Annotated in this window: 13 protein-coding genes; 9 read left to right on the forward strand and 4 right to left on the reverse strand. The window is 69.4% G+C overall.

What is annotated here, in order from left to right; all coding sequences use genetic code 11:
* Positions 1-6: 6 nt before the first annotated feature.
* Together QM019_RS03325 and QM019_RS03330 are read left to right on the forward strand one after the other, a co-directional pair.
* On the forward strand, positions 7-1,371 hold the full coding sequence (locus QM019_RS03325) for an AMP-binding protein (RefSeq protein ID WP_282851850.1): 1,365 nt from the start codon (positions 7-9) through the stop codon (positions 1,369-1,371).
* A gap of 9 nt (positions 1,372-1,380) precedes the next feature.
* The gene (locus QM019_RS03330) at positions 1,381-2,355 is read left to right on the forward strand and encodes a 1,4-dihydroxy-2-naphthoate polyprenyltransferase (RefSeq protein WP_282851851.1); all 975 of its coding nucleotides are present in this window, start codon (positions 1,381-1,383) and stop codon (positions 2,353-2,355) included.
* Between the two features lie 3 nt (positions 2,356-2,358).
* Here QM019_RS03330 and QM019_RS03335 read toward each other — a convergent pair whose 3' ends face one another.
* Positions 2,359-2,802 carry a DUF4229 domain-containing protein gene (locus QM019_RS03335; protein ID WP_282851852.1) on the reverse strand — a complete coding sequence of 148 codons (444 nt, stop codon included), beginning with the start codon at positions 2,800-2,802 and terminating at the stop codon, positions 2,359-2,361.
* A 66-nt stretch (positions 2,803-2,868) separates the two neighbouring features.
* Here QM019_RS03335 and QM019_RS03340 point away from each other — a divergent pair, with 66 nt between their 5' ends.
* Genes QM019_RS03340 through QM019_RS03350 form a run of 3 tightly spaced genes read left to right on the forward strand, consistent with a single transcriptional unit; the run spans position 2,869 to position 6,166 of the window.
* Positions 2,869-3,339, forward strand: coding sequence for a PLD nuclease N-terminal domain-containing protein (locus tag QM019_RS03340; protein WP_125106753.1), 471 nt, complete (start codon positions 2,869-2,871; stop codon positions 3,337-3,339).
* On the forward strand, positions 3,336-5,252 hold the full coding sequence (gene menD / locus QM019_RS03345; protein WP_282851853.1) for a 2-succinyl-5-enolpyruvyl-6-hydroxy-3-cyclohexene-1-carboxylic-acid synthase: 1,917 nt from the start codon (positions 3,336-3,338) through the stop codon (positions 5,250-5,252). The genes QM019_RS03340 and menD overlap by 4 nt, the downstream gene beginning before the upstream one ends.
* Before the next feature lie 32 nt (positions 5,253-5,284).
* Positions 5,285-6,166 (forward strand): PPK2 family polyphosphate kinase, encoded by an 882-nt coding sequence (locus QM019_RS03350; RefSeq protein WP_125106755.1) that lies wholly within the window; start codon positions 5,285-5,287, stop codon positions 6,164-6,166.
* A 385-nt stretch (positions 6,167-6,551) separates the two neighbouring features.
* Here QM019_RS03350 and QM019_RS03355 read toward each other — a convergent pair whose 3' ends face one another.
* The gene (locus tag QM019_RS03355) at positions 6,552-7,874 is read right to left on the reverse strand and encodes an isochorismate synthase (RefSeq protein WP_282851895.1); all 1,323 of its coding nucleotides are present in this window, start codon (positions 7,872-7,874) and stop codon (positions 6,552-6,554) included.
* A 62-nt stretch (positions 7,875-7,936) separates the two neighbouring features.
* Here QM019_RS03355 and QM019_RS03360 point away from each other — a divergent pair, with 62 nt between their 5' ends.
* The 3 genes from QM019_RS03360 (at position 7,937) to QM019_RS03370 (ending at position 11,250) form a co-directional block, all read left to right on the forward strand.
* A complete protein-coding gene (locus QM019_RS03360) occupies positions 7,937-8,644 on the forward strand; it encodes a class I SAM-dependent methyltransferase (protein WP_282851854.1) in 708 nt (235 codons plus the stop codon).
* A gap of 40 nt (positions 8,645-8,684) precedes the next feature.
* Complete coding sequence (locus tag QM019_RS03365; RefSeq protein WP_282826091.1) at positions 8,685-9,803, forward strand: polyprenyl synthetase family protein; 1,119 nt, start codon at positions 8,685-8,687, stop codon at positions 9,801-9,803.
* 73 nt (positions 9,804-9,876) lie between these two features.
* The gene (locus QM019_RS03370) at positions 9,877-11,250 is read left to right on the forward strand and encodes an FAD-dependent oxidoreductase (protein WP_282851855.1); all 1,374 of its coding nucleotides are present in this window, start codon (positions 9,877-9,879) and stop codon (positions 11,248-11,250) included.
* 21 nt (positions 11,251-11,271) lie between these two features.
* Here QM019_RS03370 and cls read toward each other — a convergent pair whose 3' ends face one another.
* The gene (cls, locus tag QM019_RS03375) at positions 11,272-12,819 is read right to left on the reverse strand and encodes a cardiolipin synthase (RefSeq protein ID WP_282851856.1); all 1,548 of its coding nucleotides are present in this window, start codon (positions 12,817-12,819) and stop codon (positions 11,272-11,274) included.
* 21 nt (positions 12,820-12,840) lie between these two features.
* A complete protein-coding gene (locus QM019_RS03380) occupies positions 12,841-13,329 on the reverse strand; it encodes a YajQ family cyclic di-GMP-binding protein (RefSeq protein WP_125106761.1) in 489 nt (162 codons plus the stop codon).
* Between the two features lie 161 nt (positions 13,330-13,490).
* On the opposite strand from QM019_RS03380, the gene QM019_RS03385 reads away from it, so the two are divergent.
* Positions 13,491-15,443, forward strand: coding sequence for a DUF4261 domain-containing protein (locus tag QM019_RS03385; RefSeq protein ID WP_282851857.1), 1,953 nt, complete (start codon positions 13,491-13,493; stop codon positions 15,441-15,443).
* Positions 15,444-15,607: the final 164 nt, after the last annotated feature.

A 15,607-nucleotide genomic window follows, 5' to 3' on the forward strand; every position in this document is an offset into this window, starting at 1 on the left:
GGCCGGATGCTCGGCTCGCGCGAGCTGCGCGAGGTCGCGGTCGACGACACCGCCGAGTTCTTCGCCCAGCTGCGCGCGGCGCTCGCGGGGGAGGGGCCGGCGCTGTTGCCGCGCCCGGCCGGCTGGTCGGGGTCGAGCGACGAGCTGCGCGGCGTGACCGTACCAGGCGACGTCGCCCTCGTCATCGAGACGAGCGGCTCGACTGCGGCGCCGAAGCGCGTGCTGCTCACCGCCGAGGGGCTCATGGCGGGGGCGCGCGCGACGCACCTCCGCCTCGGCGGGGCGCACGCCGGCGGCGAGCAGTGGCTGCTCACACTGCCCGCGCACTACATCGCGGGCGCGCAGGTGCTCGTGCGCTCGATCGTCGCGGGCAGCGAGCCGGTCGTCGCCTCGGGCGAGCACTTCACTCCCGAGGGCTTCATCGCCGACGCCGCGCGCCTCACCGGCGAGCGGCGCTACGTGTCGCTCGTGCCGGTGCAGCTGCGCCGGCTCGTCGACGCGGCCCGGGAGGATGCGCGGGTCGGGGCCGCGCTCGCGCGCTTCCACGGCATCCTGGTCGGCGGGCAGGCGACGCCGCGGGAACTGCTCGCCGAGGCCCGCGGGCTCGGCTGGCCGGTCACGACGACATACGGCTCGAGCGAGACGAGCGGTGGTGCCGCCTACAACGCAAAGCCGCTGCCGGGCGTGCGGATGCGGCAGGTTGACGGCGAGCTCTGGGTCGCCTCGCCGTCGCTCGCGCTCGGCTATCTCGGCGACCCCGAGCGCACCGCCGAGGCCTTCGTGACCGACGAGGCCGACGACCGCTGGTACCGCACGGGCGACGCCGGCACGGTGAGCGGCGACGGCCCCTGGGCCCTCGGCCTCGACGTCGAGGCGACCGGCACGATTGCCGTCACCGGGCGCTTCGACAGCGTGATCATTTCGGGCGGGGTCAAGGTCAACCTCGACGAGGTGACGCTCGCCGCGAGTTCAGCCGGCGCCTTCGACGAGGTCGTCGCGGTCGCCGTGGCGAGCCGCGAGTGGGGCGAGCGCGTCGCGCTGATCGCCGCCGACTCCGCAGCTGGCGGGCCGACGATCGACTCGCCCTCGGGCGGCCGCTCGACGCAGGATCCGCCCTCGGGCGAGGAGCCGTCGCCGGGCCAGCCGACGGCCGACGCGGCATCCTTCGGCGCCGGGGTGCTCGACGCAGGCACGGATGCGAGGTGGCAGCGCATCCATTCGGCCCTCGCACCGCTCGGCGCGGCCGCGCGGCCGGCGCTCACCGCGCGCATTCCCGAGCTGCCGCGCCTCGCGAGCGGAAAGCCCAACCGGCGCGCGCTGCGCGAGCTCGTGGAATCGCTCGCGCGCCGCCTCGAAGCCGACCCGACTTAGAATCACTGGGTGGCCAAACAGAAACGCAGCAACCCCAGTCAGCAACCGCGAAAGCAGGCGAACGCGCGCAACGTGACCCTGCGCGATTGGATTTCCGGGGCGCGGCTGCGCACCCTGCCGCTGGCCGTGTCGCCCGTGCTGCTCGGCTTCGCCTCGGCCGTGAGCGCGCAGCCCGGCGAGTTCCACTGGGTGCGGGCGCTCGCCGCGCTCGCCGTGGCGCTCTGCCTGCAGATCGGCGTGAATTACGCGAACGACTACTCCGACGGCGTCCGGGGCACCGACGACGTGCGCGTCGGCCCGGCGCGACTCACGGGCGGTGGCGGCGTCGACCCGAAGCGCGTGCGCAACCTCGCCTTCTTCTTCTTCGCGCTCGCGGCGGTCGCCGGGCTGTTCCTTGTCGTGCGCACCGAACAGTGGTGGCTGCTCGCCATCGGCGTGCTCGCGATTCTCGCCGCGTGGTTCTATACCGGCGGCAAGCGTCCCTACGGCTACGCGGGCCTCGGTGAGGTCTTCGTCTTCAGCTTCTTCGGCCTCGTCGCGACCGTCGGCACCGCCTACACGCAGGTGCTGTTCGTGCCATCGAACGCCTGGGTACTCGGCACCGCCGCGGGCCTGTTCGCCTGCGCCGTGCTCATGGTGAACAACCTGCGCGACCTCGACCAGGACCGCAACGCCGGCAAGCGCACGCTCGCCGTGCTCGTCGGCCGCGGCACGGGCCGCATCTTCTTCGGCGTCTTCGCGCTCGCGCCGTTCGTTGCGACGATCATGTTCATGCTCGTCTACCCGCTGTCGGGCTTCGCGCTGTTCACGCTGCTGATTCTCGGCCCGGCCGTCGTCATCACCTCGACGTCCGAGACGCCGCGCGACCTCATCCTCGCGCTCAAGCTGACGTCGCTCGGTTCGTTCGCCTGGGCGATCATCATGGCGATCGGCATCATCGTGCCGAACATCACGCCGGCCGTGGTGCCGGCGTACCTCGGCTAAGCGCTACTTGGCCTGAGTATCGGGGTCGTCGGTCTTGTCGAGATCGGCGGCCTCGGTCGTTTCCGGGGCGTCGGTGTCGGTGTCAGTGTCGTGCTCGATCTCGACGTCGGGATCGTTCTCGGGCACCGAGCCGGTGGCCGGCTCGTCCGACTCGGCCACCGCATCCGGCTCCTCGTGCGCGTGCTCATCGAGCAGCGCATCCTCGGCCTCGGCATCCGCCCCGGCGACGCGACCCTCGCGCTGCTGCATGATCGCGCCGCCGATCGCGAGGCGCTCGGAGCGCAGGAACAGCAGCGACACGGCGAAGCCGATGATCGAGGCGATCACCACGGCGATCAGCCAATTCCACTGCACGGTCGGCAGCAGCAGCATGACGAGCACGAACGGCACCGCGAACGCGAGCAGCCGAACGACCGTGTAGATGATCCAGGCGCGTGAAGTCTTCATCACAACCAGTCTACGAATCCCCGGCTCTGACGGTTCGTCAGGCTCGCGAAGGTAGAATCTACGGGTATGGGTCGCTGGATAATTCTCGGAGTGGTCGTCGCCGTCGCGCTGACGGTCTACGCAGTCGTTGACTGCGCAATGTCGGACGCCAACCGCACCCGGATTTTCCGCAAGCCAATCTGGCTCGTTATCGTCCTGCTGCTGCCCGTGATCGGCCCGCTGCTCTGGATCTTCATGGGCAAGGGTCCCGTCGGCAAGGATCAGCGCGCGCCCGACAACGACATCGACTACCTGCGCAGCATCGGAGACGACAAGGCGCACGACGACCGCATCGCTGAGCTCGAAGACGAGATGCGAAAGCTCGACGACGAGATCGAGCAGGCGCGCCGTACAAGCATGAACCAGCATCCGTCGAACCACACCGGCGCGCTGCCCACCATCGAGCCCGACGACGAGCAGCCCCGCGAGGGCGACGACAACCTCGGCGACACTCCGGGCACCGGCCCCGACTCGGATTCCGAAGGCACGCGCTCGTGAGCGCCGCGCTCGCGGCAGCAGTTGAGTTGCTCGTCGCGGCGGTGAACGGTGGGGTGCGCGACATTGTCGTGTGCCCGGGCTCGCGCTCGCAGGCGCTCGCGCTGGTTGCCGCCGAGCTTGAGCGGGTGCGCGCCGTGCGGCTGCACGTGCGGGTGGATGAGCGCGGCGCCGCGTTCTTCGCGCTCGGCCTCGCCCGCGAGTCGGGCCGCGCGGTGCCGGTCATCACGACGTCGGGCACGGCGGTTGCGAACCTCCATCCGGCGATGCTCGAAGCGCACCACTCGGGCGTGCCCCTCATCGCCCTCACGGGCGATCGGCCGAAGGAACTCATCGGCACAGGCGCGAACCAGACCACGGTGCAGAGCGGCATATTCGGTCCGCTCATCAACACGACCACGCTCGGCGCCCCCGACGACGACGAGCTCAGTCTCGCGCTCGCGGCAGGGGCGGGCAAGGAGCTCGCGTCCGCGCGCACGGCCTGGCACCTCAACGTCGCCTACCGAGAGCCGCTCTCGGGCATCGTGCCCGACCTGAGCGGCCGAGTCGAGGCGCTCGCGTCGCCGGTGTCGCCCGAGCTCGAGGCGGCCGAGGCCGCGTGGCCGGGCAAGGGCGGCGATGCGCGCATCCTCGGCCGGGGCATCGGCACCGAGCTCGCGGCGCAGATCACCGCGACCATCGAACAGCACAAGTCCGCGCCCGCGAAGCTGCGGGCGTCGGCGCACGACAGCGTGACCCCGCTCGAGATCGCCGAACTCGACCCGGCCGACTGGCCCGTCAGCATCGTCATCGCGGGCGACGGCGCCGGCCCGAGTGCCGAGCGCATCGCGCGCCAGGGCGGCTGGCCGCTCGTGGCCGAAGTGTCGAGCGGTGCCCGGTTCGGCCGCAACCTCGTCGTCGCCTACCGTCAGCTACTCGGTGAGTCGAGCACGGTGCCGGGGCTGCGTGACGGACTCGAACTCGCGATCGTCCTCGGGCATCCGACCCTGAGCCGCGAAGTGACGGCGCTGCTGAAGCGGCCTCGCCTCCGGGTCATCGTCGTCGACCGGCCCGGCGCGCCGGCGTTCAAGCCGACGAAGACGGCCGAGCACGTCGACGACGTCAAGGTGCTCGCGTTCGGCGCGACGCGACTCGGCGCGAGCGATGAAATGTTCCAGCTGCGCCGCGAGGCCGACCGGATGCTTGCCGGCTGGCTCGACGCATCCCGCGCCCTCGTGCTCGAGCAGGGCTCGGATGCCCCGGCTCCCGACATCGAGGCCTCGCGCAGCCGCGATTTTCGCGACCGCGCGCGCTTCGGCCAGCAGGAGCTCGCCGTCTCGCGCGAGCCGGTCAACCGGCACATGCTCGTCGACGCCCTGTGGCGGCACACGTGGCCGCATGACCGGCTGGTCGTCGCCGCATCCCGGCTCATTCGCGACCTCGACAGCCGCGCGCCCGGCAAGCGCCTGCGCGTGCACGCGAACCGCGGCCTCGCCGGCATCGATGGCACGATCGCGACCGCGCTCGGCGTCGCCGACGCGAGCCAGCACGGCGACGAGCTGAGCTCGCGGGCCGGCATGACCCGCCTGCTCGTCGGTGACCTCGCGTTCGTGCACGACGCCTCGTCGCTGCTCGTCATGCAGGGCGGCGAGGATGCGCCGCGGCTGCAGATCGTCGTCGGCAACGACGGCGGCGGCACGATCTTCGACGGCCTCGAGGTCGCCGACACTGCCGACGCCACCGCGTTCGAGCGCGTCATGCGCACCGGTCGCGAGGTCAACATCGAGGCGATCGCCGACGCATTCGGCTGGGGCTACCGCCGCGCGACGACGCGCTCGCAGCTCGAGGAGGCGCTCACCGACCAGACGTCGCCGCGCATCGTCATCGAGGTGCCGCTCGACGCCGAGCAGGGCCAAACCGACGTCGACACCGAGTAGCGCTTCAGTGGGGCGGGTCTAGGCTCGGTGCCATGGCCGACATCACTGACTACATCTACCTCGAGGATGCGCTGCGCGCGCGGATCACTGACGATCAGTTCTCGATTGGCGACCTGGCACCCGACGAAACCCCGGGCTTCACGGCGAAGAAGAACGAGAAGGCGATCGGCAAGGAACTCCTCACCGTTCGCGACAAGGAGCTCTCTGACCTGCAGGAGCGCATGTACGCGAAGGCGCGGGTCGATGACCCGAACGCGCCGAGCGTGCTGTTCGTGCTGCAGGGTATGGACACGGCGGGCAAAGGCGGCATCATCCGCCACGTGTTCGGCTCGGTCGACCCGCAGGGCCTGCAGCTCGCGTCGTTCAAGCGGCCGACCGAGGAGGAGCTCGCGCATGACTTCCTCTGGCGCATCGAAAAGCAGGTGCCAAAACCAGGGTTCATCGGCGTCTTCGACCGCTCGCACTACGAAGACGTGCTCGTGCAGCGGGTGCGTTCGCTCGCGCCCGCGGAGGAAATCGAGCGGCGGTACGGGGCGATCGTTGACTTCGAGCGTGGCCTGGTTGCCGCCGGGACCAAGGTCGTGAAGGTGTTTCTGCACATCTCGAAGGATGAGCAGGAGGAGCGCCTGCGCGAGCGCATCGAGCGCGAGGACAAGCACTGGAAGTACAACCCGGGTGACATCGACGAGCGCGAGTTGTGGGATGAGTACCAGCAGGCCTACGAGATCGCGATCCAGCGCACTTCGACGCCCGAGGCACCTTGGTGGATCGTGCCCGCCGACCGCAAGTGGTTCTCGCGGCTGTTCGTGAAGGGGCTGCTGCTGGACACGCTGCGCGGCCTGGAGCTCGACTGGCCCGAGGCCGACTTTGACCCGAAGACCGAGCTCAAGCGCCTGAAGGAATCGAGCAAGTAGGGGTTTGGCTTAGGCCGGTTTTCTCGGAGAGACGCGGTTACGGCCGCAGCGATACTCGACAACCCGACGGGGAGCGCGTGCAAGCTTCGCCTCAAGTGCCTCTCGCGAGACGCCCGACGTGTTCGACAGCACCCGCAGCAACACGGCAAACGCGACCACCCCGAGCACGAAGAACGTGCCGAACACCCCCTGAAGCCCAAACGCCTCCCGTGGCGCCAATGAGCAAGATCGACGTGACAAACCCCTCCGCGAGCGGGGTCAGCCAGAGCTCTTGCGACATCGGCTCGAGCGCGCCCGGGCAGCGCACGTGCCCACCCTAACGCGCCCGCACCGTGCGGCCACGGGCAGCGTCATGCGACGAACAACGGCACGAATGTGCGCTGCTCTAGTACCCCTCCGGCCCCACCGTCGCCCCGAGCGCCTCGACGATCGGCCGGAACTTCGGCAGCGTCTCGGCGAACTCCTCGTCGGGGTCGGAGCTGCCGACGATGCCGCCGCCGGCGAAGGCGGTCACCGCATCCGTCGCGAACTCGGCGCCGCGCAGCGCGACGACCCACTCGCCATCGCCCGAGGCCGAGAGCCAGCCCGCGGGGCCGGCGTAGCGCATCCGGTCGAAGGGTTCGAGCTTGTCGATCGCGGCGAGCGCCGCCTCGCGCGGCGTGCCGCCGACCGCGGCGGTCGGATGCAGGGCGGCGACGAGGTCGAGCACGCTCGCGTCGCGAGGCAGGGTGCCGCGAATGTCGCTCGCGAGGTGCCACACATTCGGTAGTTCGAGCAGGAACGGCTCGGGTGACGAGGTCAGCCCCGAGTCGGGCTCCTCATGGCGGTCGAGCGAGCGCAGCGACCCGAGCGCCGACTCGACGGCGTAGCGGTGCTCCTCGCGATTTTTCGCGGATGCGCGCAGCGCCTCGGCCGCCTCGGCGTCGGCCCCGGTCTCGGCCTCGCGCGGCGCGGTGCCGGCGAGCACGCGCGCCGTGACCGCGCCGTCGATCACCCGCACGAGCATCTCGGGGCTGGCGCCGATGAGCCCGTCGACGGCGTAGGTCCAGGTCTCGGGGTAGGCCTCGGCGAGGCGCGCGAGCACGGCGCGGAAGTCTTGCCCGGCAGCGATCGGCGCGAGCAGGTCGCGCGCGATGACGACCTTCGACAGCTCGCCGGCGCGGATGCGCTCGACGGCCTCGGCGACGGCGTCGTGGTGCAGCGCGGCGGTCATCACGCCCTCACGGAACGCCAGCGGCGCGAAGTCGCCGATCGGTGCGAGCACCGGCAGCTGCGCGGTGGCGAGCACCGGCTCCGACTCATCCTCGGGGTCGTCGTCGCCCGCGAGTGTCACCCGCGTGACGAAGGCGACGCCGCCCCGGCGGCCGAAGATGAGCTCGGGCACTCGCAGCACGCTCTGCGCGTCGCTCGAGTCGGCGAAGGCGAAGGCGCCGAACGCGACGAGCCCGGTCGAGGGCAACTGCACCTCGTCAGAGATCTCGCTCGCCTCGACTAGCTGCTGCCAGGCCTCGCGCGCCTCGCGGATGCGGTCAGGCCCCGAGAACTCGGCTCGCCAGACCTCGCCGCGGCCGACGATGCCGTCGCCGCGGCGCAACCACACGGCAAGCTCCCGCAGCTGTCCAGCGCCGGGGACGGGCGCGAGTTGCAGCAGCCCGCCCGGGTCGGCAATTCGCGCGGTACGAACGCGGAGCCGAGGGAGCGCAACCATCACGCGTGCCAGCGTACCGCGCGCGCGAAGGCAGGGAGCGGAGGGTGTCCTAGACTGTTCGGGTGACCAAACCCGACCTCGCGAAGCGACCTGACGACGTCTCGTCGATGTTCGACCGAGTTTCCCGCGGGTACGACCTCACCAACGACGTACTTTCGCTCGGTGTGACGCCGTATTGGCGGATGCGCGCTCGGCGTGCGATCGACCCGCGCCCCGGCCAGCAAGTGCTCGACGTGGCCTGCGGCACCGGCACCGTGACGCGCATCCTCGCCGACCACGGCTCGACCGTCACCGGCCTCGACTTCTCGCACGGCATGATCGAGGAGGCCATCAAGCGCCACGGCGACCACCCGAACATCACGTTCCAGCAGGGCGATGCGACGCAGCTGCCCTTCGACGACAACACCTTCGACGTCACGACGGTGAGCTTCGGCATCCGCAACGTGCAGGAGCCCAAGCGCGCGCTCGCCGAGATGCTGCGCGTCACGAAGCCCGGCGGCAAGATCCTCGTGTGCGAGTTCTCGCACCCGACGAACGGGCTCGTGAACTTCGGCTACGACACCTATATGAACGTGCTCATGCCGGGCATCGTCAAGCTCGTGTCGAGCGACCCCGAGGCCTACGACTACCTCTTCAACACGATTCAGGCGTGGCCCGAGCAGGCGACGTTCGCGAGCTGGCTGCGCGAGGTCGGCTACGAGCGGGTCGCCTACCGCAACCTCACCTACGGCATCGTGGCGCTGCACCGCGGCACGAAACCCGCGGCCTAGCCCGCCGCATCCACCTCACTCGCAAGCTTCAGGAGACTACGTGACCGCCTCGACTTCGGCGCGCCGCCCCGCACACGGCGCGATCGGTGCCGGCTTCGCGAAGCAGCTGTTCGGCAAACCGGCCGAGCGCAAGCTCAAGGCGACCCTCGACGAGGGGCTCGAGCGCGTCGAGCAGGTGCTGCACGAGCAGGTGAAGTACTCCGACCAGGTCGCGGCCACGACGACGACCTACCTCATGAGCGCTGGCGGCAAGCGTCTGCGCCCGATGCTCGTGCTGCTTGCGGCCCAGCTCGGCCCGAAGCCCGTGAGCGCGGCGCTCGACGAGGCCGCCGCGGCCGTCGAGATCACCCACCTCGCGTCGCTCTACCACGACGACGTCATGGACGAGGCGACGCTGCGCCGCGGTGTCACCGCCGCCCACCTGCGCTGGAGCAACTCGACCGCGATCCTCGCCGGCGACCTGCTCTTCGCCCGCGCCTCGCAGATTTTCTCGTACCTCGGCGCCGAGGCGATTCGCATGCAGGCGACCGTCTTCGAGCGGCTCGTGCTCGGGCAGATGCACGAGACCATCGGCCCGCGCGAGGGCGAAGACCGCATCGACCACTACATCCGCGTGCTCGCCGACAAGACGGGCTCGCTCATCGGTGCGGCCAGCGAGTACGGCGTGCTCCTGTCGGATGCGCCGGCCGAGTTCCGCCCCGCGATGCGCGACTTCGGCGAGGCCGTCGGCGTCGCCTTCCAGATCGTCGACGACGTGATCGACCTCTCGCCGGCCGCCGACACGACCGGCAAGCGCGCGGGCACCGACCTGCGCGCCGGCGTCGAGACGCTGCCCGTGCTGCTGCTCGAGCGCCGCGCCGCGGCGGGGGATGCGCCTGCCGCAGACCTGCTCGACCGCATCCGCACCCGCGTGGCCGGCAGCGAGCCCGGCAGCGCCGACGAGACCCTCGCGCGCCCCGAGCCGCAGGTGCGGGCCGACGCCGCCGAGGTCGACGCGATCATCGCCGAGCTGCGCGCCCACGAGGTCACGCGCGAGACGATCGACGCCGCGCACGAGTACGTGCACCGCGCGACCGCGTCGCTCGACGTTTTGCCCTCGGGCGTCGTCAAGGAGGCGCTGCGAGAATTCGCTCAGCGCCTCGTCGAACGCGACTTTTAGGCGCGAGCCCAGCGCCGCCGGTGTCTGACCCGGCGATCATCACTTGAACCATCCGCCACGAGTAGGAGCAACCATGTCTCGTCTTCGCGTCGCCGTAGTCGGTGCCGGACCCGCCGGCATCTACGCCTCGGACATCCTCATGAAAGAGGCCGAGGGCACGCACGAGGTCTCGATTGACCTCTTCGAGCGGCTCCCCGCCCCCTATGGCCTCGTGCGCTACGGCGTCGCACCCGACCACCCGCGCATCAAGGGCGTCGTGAACGCGCTGCGCGATGTGCTCGACACCGGCCGCATCCGCATCTTCGGCAACGTGAACTTCGGCACCGACATCACGCTCGAAGACCTGCAGCAGCGCTACAACATCGTCATCTTCTCGACCGGCGCGTTCTACGACGCCGACCTCGACATTCCCGGCATCGAGGCGGAGGGCTCTTACGGCGCCGCCGATTTCGTGAACTGGTACGACGGCTACCCCGAGGCGAGCCGCACCTGGCCGCTCGACCAATCGTCGGTCGCGGTCATCGGCAACGGCAACGTCGCGCTCGACGTCGCGCGCGTGCTCGCGAAGCACGCCGACGACATGCTGCCGACCGAGATTCCCGCGAACGTCTACGAGGGTCTCAAGAACACCGCCGTCACCGACGTGCACGTGTTCGGTCGCCGCGGCCCGCTGCAGGTGAAGTTCACGCCGCTCGAACTGCGCGAGCTCGGCGAGGTGCCCGGCGTCGACATCGTCGTTGCCGAGGAAGACTTCGACCGCGACCCCGAGTCCGACGAGGCCGCGAAGAAGAACAAGCAGATCCTCGTCATCAGCCGCATCCTCGGCAAGTGGCGGGGCGAGCAGGAGTCGCTCGAGGCGCCCCGCCGCATCCACCTGCACTTCTACGCCCGCCCCGCCGAGGTGGTCACGGAGGACGGCCGCGTCTCGGCGCTGCGCGTCGTGCGCACCGAGCCGACCGCCGACGGCGGCGTCGCCGACACCGACGAGATCCGCGACATTCCCGTCGGTCAGATCTACCGTGCCGTGGGCTACTTCGGCTCGCCGCTCGAGGACGTGCCGTTCGACGAGCGCCGCGGCGTGATCCCGAACATCGCGGGTGCGGTCGTCGACGGTAACGGCGAGCGCGTGCAGGGTCTGTTCGCGACCGGTTGGATCAAGCGCGGCCCCGTCGGCCTCATCGGCGCGACGAAGTCGGATGCGCGCGAGACCGTCGAGCAGATTCTCGGCGACGAGTCGAACTGGTGGCAGCCGACGATCGACGACGAGCAGGAGTTGTTCACGCTGCTCGAGAAGCGCCAGGTGCGCTTCACCGACCTCGAGGGTTGGCGCCGACTCGACGCGCACGAGCAGCAACTCGGCGAGGCCGAGGGACGCGAGCGCGTCAAGGTCGTCGAACGCGACGAGATGATCAACGTCTCGCGCGACGAGACGGGCGACACGAAGTAGCGGACGCTTCGCGCTCCTGCGCTACTGCACGACCGAGGTGAGGCGGGCGACATTGTCGGCCGCCTCCCGGTACCAGGGGCGCTCAAGCCATTCGTGCAGCGTGAGCTCCTTCGAAGCCGCGCGGTACGACTCCTCGACCGCGTGCATCCGGGTGGCGAACGCGCGGCCATAGACGAGCAGCATGAGCTCGGCATTGAGCGTGAATGAGCGCATGTCGAGGTTGCTCGAGCCGACGAACGACACCTCGTCGTCGACGGTCATGTGCTTGGCGTGGAGGATGTAGGGCTCCTCGTACCGCATGATGCGCACGCCCGAGCGCAGCAGCTGCTCGTAGAACGACTGCTGCGCGTGCTGAATGAAGAACTGGTCACCCTTCATTGACACGTACAGCTCGACCTTGACCCCGCGCTGGGCCGCCGTGGTGATGGCGTAGAGCATCGAGTCGTCGGGCGCAAAGTACGGGGTGGCGATGACGACACGCTTGCGGGCGAGGTAGAGCAGCTGCACGAAGATGCGCAGGTTGTTCTCGTTCTCATAGCCGGGGCCGGAGGGCACCAGCTGGCAGTCATAGGTTTCCTCGACGTCGCCGAGGACGCGCGCCCGCTCGAGCTCGTCGATGTAATACTGCGCCGACGGGTCGTCGGCGTCGTCAAGCAGCACGCCCGTGATCATGTACCAGTCGTTGCGGAAGACGGCGTCGAGCGCGATCACCATCGGGCCCTGCAGCCGCAGCATGATGTCTTGCCACAGCTTGCGCTCGCCCGGCTTGCCGCCCTTGTGGTAGTCGCGGGCGATGACGTTCTGCGAGCCGACCCAGCCGACGCGGCCGTCGACGACGAGCAGCTTGCGGTGGTTGCGCAGGTCGAAGCGCTGCCAGCCGCCCTTCCACGGCAGCACGGGGTAGACGTGGTGATAGTCGACGCCCATCGCGCGCAGCCGGCTGCGCAGCTGCTTGTAGCCGCTGTAGCGCACCGTGCCGATCTGGTCGAAGAGCACGCGCACCGTGACGCCGCGTGCCTGTGCCCGCTCGATGGCGTCGAAGAACGGCTTCGTGATGTCGTCGTAGCCGACCGTATAGAAGAGCATGTGCACGTAGTCTTCGGCGCCGTCGATCTCACGCGCCATCTCGAGAATCGTCGCGTCGTATTCGGTGTGAATCTGGATGCGGTTGCCCGGCAGGTGTGGAATGGCTGTGAGCGTGCGCGCGAGCCGCGAGACCTGGCGAAAGCGCTTCGGCATCGTCGTCGTCACGCGGTCGTCAAGGCCCTGCGTAGCCTCGCGGAGCAGCTCGTCGAACTCTTCCTGCTTGCGCCGCTGCGAACGGGGCAGGTGGTTGCTGCCGAACATCGCGAACAGCAGCAGGCCGACGTAGGGGATGAGCGTGACGGCGAGCAGCCAGGCCACGGCGGTCGTCGGGCGCCGGTTCTTACCGACGGTGAACAGCATCGTGATGACGATGACGAGGTTCGTCGCGCCGATCAGGGTGATCCACCACGTGCTGTCGTTCAGGCCCCAGTAGCCGAGCGGGCCGAGCCAGATTCCGCCGCCTCCGGACTCGCTCTGGAGCATGGGGTTGTGGGTCTCCGCTGCTTAGCGGAGGTTGACGAACTGTAGGTCGAGGTCGACGTCGGCGCCGCGCAGTAGTTGCATCGTCGCCTGCAGGTCGTCGCGGCTCTTCGAGCTCACGCGCAACTCGTCGCCCTGAATCTGCGCCTTCACGGTCTTCGGTGCCTCGTCGCGGATCAGCTTCGAGAGCTTCTTCGCGTTGGGCTGGTCGATGCCCTCCTTGAGCGTCGCCTCGAGGCGGTACTCCTTGCCCGAGGGGTAGGCCTCGCCGGTGTCGAGCGACTTCAGCGAGATGCCGCGCTTGATGAGCTTCGACTGCAGCACGTCGAGCACCGCGAGCACGCGGTCCTCGCTCGCCGCCTTCATCATGAACTTCGTGTCGGAGAGCTCGACCGAGGCGCCCGCGTCGCGGAAGTCATACCGCTGCGCGATTTCTTTGCTCGCCTGGTTCACCGCGTTCGCGGCCTCCATGTGATCGACCTTGCTCACGACATCAAACGAGGAATCAGCCATGCTGCCATCGTACGTTGCCGCGCGCGGCTCGCGGCCGTCTTTCGGGGCCGAGCCGAGCATCCATCGTTGTGTCTACGGGCGGTCAGTCTGCCGACGCTCGCATGTTCAGGGTCGGTTTTCTACGGTGGAGGCACCCGTTTCTACGAAAGCGAGGCCCCGCCGTGTCGGTTGCCAGTTTCCTTACGCTCGCGCAGCGGCCCTCGAGTCTCGACGCCGAGCCGATCGTTGAGCGGCTCTGTGCCGACTGGGGTATCGAGCGTGAGTCGACGCAGATCGTGCCGCCCGAGAACCGGCAGGGCTTCGAGACGATGTTCGTCATCGGCAGCTATGTGGTGGCGATCGCGGTGCGCGAGGCGCCCGCGGACGGAGGGCTCTTTGACACTTCGGTGCCGACCGGGCGGTTTTGGCCGGTGGGCGCGTCGCGGCCCGAGCCGAGCCACTTCGTCACGGTCTCGCTGCACGACCTTGCGCCGAACACCGAGCAGCCCGAGCATGAGCGCCTCGCGACCGAGATGTTTGTGCTTGGCGGTGTGACCTCCGAGCTTGTGCAGCTCGTGCCGGGCGTGCTGAGCGTTGGGTTCAACAAGGGCAACGATCTCATAGACCCCCGCTGCTTTGATGATTTTCACCACGACACGGAGCAGCGGTTGTTTGCGTATGCGGTGCGCGTGCTGGTGCGGCCTGTGGATGGCGGCTTTGCGGCGCACACGCGTGGCATGGTGCTCTATGGGCTGCCCGAGCTTGAGCTCACGTGGTCGCCGCAGGCCGAGGACGAGACCGCGGGCACACTCTTCGGCATCGCGAGCTACCTGCAGGGGAGGGGACCGGTGCTGACCCCCGGCGAGACGCTCGCGTCGTCGGACGGCAAGTCGCCCGCGTTGCTCGTGGTTGATTCGACGCCGATTCCCGACGGCGACGGCGAGGTGCTGCGCCTTGCGTTCGTGGGGGCGGATGGTGCTGGTGCTGGTGCTGGCACGGACGGTTCTGAAGGTGGCCGGGTAGAAGCTGTGGACCAAGGCGGCGAGCCGCAGGACCAAGCTTCGAGCGAGCAGTTCGCGAGCATCCCGCCGGTTGGTGCGACGGGCGCAGGAATCGCGGGTGGCGACGAAGCAGGAGCAGGAGTCGCTGGCGGCACCGAGGCGGGCCCAGGCATCGCGGGTGGCGACGAAGCGAGCCCGGGCGTCGCGGGTGGCGATGAAGCAGGACAAGGTGTCGCGGGTGCTGCGCAGCCGGGTGCGGGCAGTGAGGGAGCTGACGAGCCTGGTGCGGGCGAGCCCGAGGGAGCGACCGGCACCGAGCAGCGCGAGCGCCAGTCGGATGCGCGCTCGGGCGTGCAGACGGCGATGCTGCTGCGGCGACCCGACGGCGGCGAGCTGTCGACCGACGCCCTGGTCGGGCAGCTCGAGCGCGACTGGCCCGAGCTTGAAGGCACGGTGAGCGACGTCGAGCAGCAGCCCGACGGCACGATCACGCTGCGGGTCGGCGACCGCGTGGTGGTGATCCGGCTCGAGTCGGGCACGGTGTCGGAGCCGCTCGATGAACTCGTGGCCGCGAGCCGGCTCTGGAATCCCGACGATGCGGTGCCCACCGACGCGACGCAGCTTTCGCTCGTTGCTGTGGCGCGCCCGGTGGGTGACGACGGTGTGCGGTCGGCCGACGCCATTGAAGATGCCTCGTTGCTTACTCGCGTGGTGGCGTCGGTGATCAGCATCGATCGCGCGACGCGGGCCATCTACTTGCGCGGAGCGGGGCACGTTGTCTCGCCCCGCTTGTATCGCGACTTCGCGAAGTCGATGCTGCCCGAGCCTGCGACGCTGCTGTGGGTGTCGGTCAATGTTGGCGGCGAGGGCGACGGCGCGCACGGCTTTACCCGCGGGCTCGGGGATCTCGGGCTGCGCGACCTCGAGATAGCACCGGGATCCGGCCTCGTTGCCGCGGGCGTGCGCGACGTGCTCGCGAACACGGCCGTGTATCTCACGGTCGAGGGGCCAGTTATTCGGGATGGCGACACGATTGGCGGCAGCGAGCGTGCCCAGCTCGTGGCGAGCATCCGGCCCTCGAGCTTCGGTTTTGACGATGAGGTGATCGCGCTGACGGCTGTGCCGCAGCCGTAGTTGCTTCGGCGTGACGCCAGTGTCGCGAATCGGCCCCGGCCTGCTGAGACTTCAGCGTGCTGGGGCCGATTTTTTGTGGTGCTGGTGCTGGTGCTGGTGCGAGTGCGAGTGCGAGTGCGAGTGCGAGTGCGAGTGCTGATGCTGATGCTGATGCTGATGCTGAT

The organism is Gulosibacter sediminis (genome assembly GCF_030011715.1).
Taxonomy (GTDB): Bacteria; Actinomycetota; Actinomycetes; order Actinomycetales; family Microbacteriaceae; genus Gulosibacter; species Gulosibacter sediminis.

What these genes read in the sequence shown, in the direction of transcription:
- QM019_RS03355 (WP_282851895.1), bottom strand. Translation starts at nt 7,874, where the DNA reads ATGGTTGCGCTCCCTCGGCTCCGCGTTCGTACCGCGCGAATTGCCGAC.
- QM019_RS03350 (WP_125106755.1), top strand. Translation starts at nt 5,285, where the DNA reads ATGGCCGACATCACTGACTACATCTACCTCGAGGATGCGCTGCGCGCG.
- QM019_RS03335 (WP_282851852.1), bottom strand. Translation starts at nt 2,802, where the DNA reads ATGAAGACTTCACGCGCCTGGATCATCTACACGGTCGTTCGGCTGCTC.
- cls (WP_282851856.1), bottom strand. Translation starts at nt 12,819, where the DNA reads ATGCTCCAGAGCGAGTCCGGAGGCGGCGGAATCTGGCTCGGCCCGCTC.
- QM019_RS03325 (WP_282851850.1), top strand. Translation starts at nt 7, where the DNA reads ATGCTCGGCTCGCGCGAGCTGCGCGAGGTCGCGGTCGACGACACCGCC.
- QM019_RS03380 (WP_125106761.1), bottom strand. Translation starts at nt 13,329, where the DNA reads ATGGCTGATTCCTCGTTTGATGTCGTGAGCAAGGTCGATCACATGGAG.
- QM019_RS03370 (WP_282851855.1), top strand. Translation starts at nt 9,877, where the DNA reads ATGTCTCGTCTTCGCGTCGCCGTAGTCGGTGCCGGACCCGCCGGCATC.
- QM019_RS03340 (WP_125106753.1), top strand. Translation starts at nt 2,869, where the DNA reads ATGGGTCGCTGGATAATTCTCGGAGTGGTCGTCGCCGTCGCGCTGACG.